At 63.6% G+C, this 2,506-nt stretch carries 2 protein-coding genes; both read right to left on the reverse strand.

Features of this window, described 5'->3' with window-relative positions; translation table 11 throughout:
* Window positions 1–128: 128 nt before the first annotated feature.
* Complete coding sequence (istB, locus tag OKA11_RS24160) at window positions 129–896, reverse strand: IS21-like element helper ATPase IstB (RefSeq protein ID WP_048578302.1); 768 nt, start codon at window positions 894–896, stop codon at window positions 129–131.
* Window positions 893–2,383 carry an IS21 family transposase gene (gene istA / locus OKA11_RS24165; RefSeq protein ID WP_081261070.1) on the reverse strand — a complete coding sequence of 497 codons (1,491 nt, stop codon included), beginning with the start codon at window positions 2,381–2,383 and terminating at the stop codon, window positions 893–895. The genes istB and istA overlap by 4 nt, the downstream gene beginning before the upstream one ends.
* Window positions 2,384–2,506: the final 123 nt, after the last annotated feature.

The raw sequence follows: 2,506 nt of genomic DNA on the forward strand, positions 1-2,506 counted from the left end.
GGTGTCAACGGCGGCGTAAAAGTCGTCCATTGGGCGGAGCAAAACCAGGCCACTTGATCCGGGTGTTGGCGAGCGCCGGGAGGGCGTAGCCCGAGCGGGGGTCGCCAACACCCGGATTGCCGTTTCTGTCAGGGGTTGGGACGTGCTTTGCGTGCCTGGCTCTGGGCCAGGCGATAGCTCTCGCCGTTCATCTCGAGGATGCTGACGTGGTGGGTGAGCCGGTCGAGGAGCGCGCCTGTCAGGCGCTCGGAACCGAACGTCTCGGTCCATTCGTCGAACGGCAGGTTGCTGGTGATCAGCGTCGAGCCGCGTTCGTAGCGCTGTGAGATCAGCTCGAACAGCAGTTCCGCGCCGGTTTTGGAGAGGGGCACGAACCCCAGCTCATCGATGATGAGAAGCTTATAGCCGGTCATCTGCTTGTGTAAGCGCAGTAGGCGGCGTTCGTCGCGTGCCTCCATCATCTCGCTGACCAGCGCGGAAGCAGTGATGAACCCGACCGTCAGGCCCTTCTGGCAGGCCGCCAGGCCAAGACCGATCGCGACATGGGTCTTGCCGGTCCCCGACGGGCCAAGGGCGATGACGTTCTCGCGACGGGTAATCCAGTCACAACGCGCCAGTTCGAGCACCTGCATCTTGTTGAGCTTCGGAATGGCGGCAAAGTCGAAGCTGTCGAGGCTCTTGGCGGCCGGGAACCGCGCGGCCTTGATCCGGCGCTCGACCATCCGGCGTTCCCGGTCGATCAGTTCCAGTTCGACAAGCCGAGCAAGGTAGCGGACATGATCTACGCCCTCTGCTGCGCATTGCCGGGCCAGCTTGTCATGCTCGCGCAGGAAGGTTGGCAGCTTGAGCGTCTTGAGGTGGCTGGCGAGCAGCAGTTCGGGAGCTTGGCTGCTCATGCCGCTGCTCCGCCGGTCAACAGCCGCATGTACGAGCGCGCCGATGTTGTCTCCACTCTGGCCCTGGGCAGGTAGGGATAGATCGCCATGTCCAGTCGGGGCGGGCGGCGCTCCACCCGGCATAACAGGAGATGCTTCACCGCATCGAAGCCGATCGCGCCCATATCAAGGGCCTGCTTCACCGCGCCATGCAGATCGGCCAGAGCGAAGCTCTCCAGCAGGCGCAGTACCTGCACATATTCGCGCCGGCCATGCTTGCCCATGCGCGTCTCCATCAGCCGGCGCAGCGTTGTAAATACCTCGGGCAGGTCCCAGCCCTGCAATGGTGCGGCCTGATCGAGGGCATTGATCTTCTGTTCGATCAGGGGAAGGTAATGGATCGGATCGAAGATCACATCCTCGCGCTCGTAGCTGCGCACATGGCGGGCAATGATCTCGCCCCGGCAACCGATCACCACCTCGTCGACATAGCCCCTGATCCACACCTCCTGGTGGCCGAAGCGCACCGGCACCGAGTAATCGTTGGTCCGGTAACGCACCAGCGCCTGCGATGAGACCTGGCCGCTGGTCTGGTCACAGGCCTCGAAGGGGGAAGCCGGCAGTTCCTGCATCGCCGCCAGATCGCGCCGCAGCCTCTCGCCAATCGTCTCACTCTCGCCCCGCAGCCGGTCGTTCTGCCGTTTGCGGCATTGCTCCTCGAGCCACAGGTTGAACGCCTCCCATGTCGGGAACCGGGGGATCGGCACCATGAAGTTGCGCCGGCAATAGCCGACAAGGCCTTCAACGCCGCCCTTATCGTTACCCTTGCCGGGGCGGCCGTAACGATCACGGATCAGGTAGTGCGACAGGAAGGCGCTGAACAGCCTCGCGCGCAGCCGCGTCCCGTCAGGCAGGATCTTCGAGACCAGGCAGCGGTCGTTGTCGTAGACGATCGACAGCGGCACCGCGCCGAAGAACGCAAAGGCGTGGACATGGCCGTCCATCCAGGCCTCGGCAACGGCAGCCGGATAGGCGCGTACGTAGCAGGCGTCGCTGTGCGGCAGATCGAGCACGAAGAAGTGCGCCTTCTGCTCCACCCCGCCGATCTCGACCAGAGCTTCTCCAAAATCTGCCTGCCCATGGCCGGGTGCGTGTGCCAGCGGCACGAACATCTCCCGGCTGCGCTGATCCCGATCCCGGATGTAATCCTTGATGATCGTGTAGCCTCCGGTGAAGCCATGCTCTTCGCGAAGGCGATCGAACACACGCTTCGCCGTATGGCGCTGCTTGCGCGGGACCGACCGGTCCCCATCCAGCCAGCCGTCGATGATCGGTATGAACGCTTCCAGCTTCGGTCGCCGCACCGGGGCGCTGCGACGGTAACCGGGCGGCTCGGAATACGACAGCATCTTGCGGACCGTGTCGCGCGATATGTTGAAATGCTTCGCTGCCGCCCGGGCGCTCATGCCGCCCGCGCAGGCAAGACGAACCTTCAGGTAAAGTTCCACGGTGTAAATCCCTCATCCCTCCTCGCCAGCATCGCGAAAAGGGAAAAAGTGGACGACTTTTACGCCGCCCGCAGCAGCACTTCGCCGCCGCTACCGTGGTCTAATTTTGCACCGCCGTTCTCA

The sequence above is a fragment of the Novosphingobium clariflavum genome (assembly GCF_026420865.1).
GTDB lineage: Bacteria > Pseudomonadota > Alphaproteobacteria > Sphingomonadales > Sphingomonadaceae > Novosphingobium > Novosphingobium clariflavum.

Coding starts and splice junctions, on each gene's coding strand:
- istB (WP_048578302.1), bottom strand. CDS start 896: ATGAGCAGCCAAGCTCCCGAACTGCTGCTCGCCAGCCACCTCAAGACG.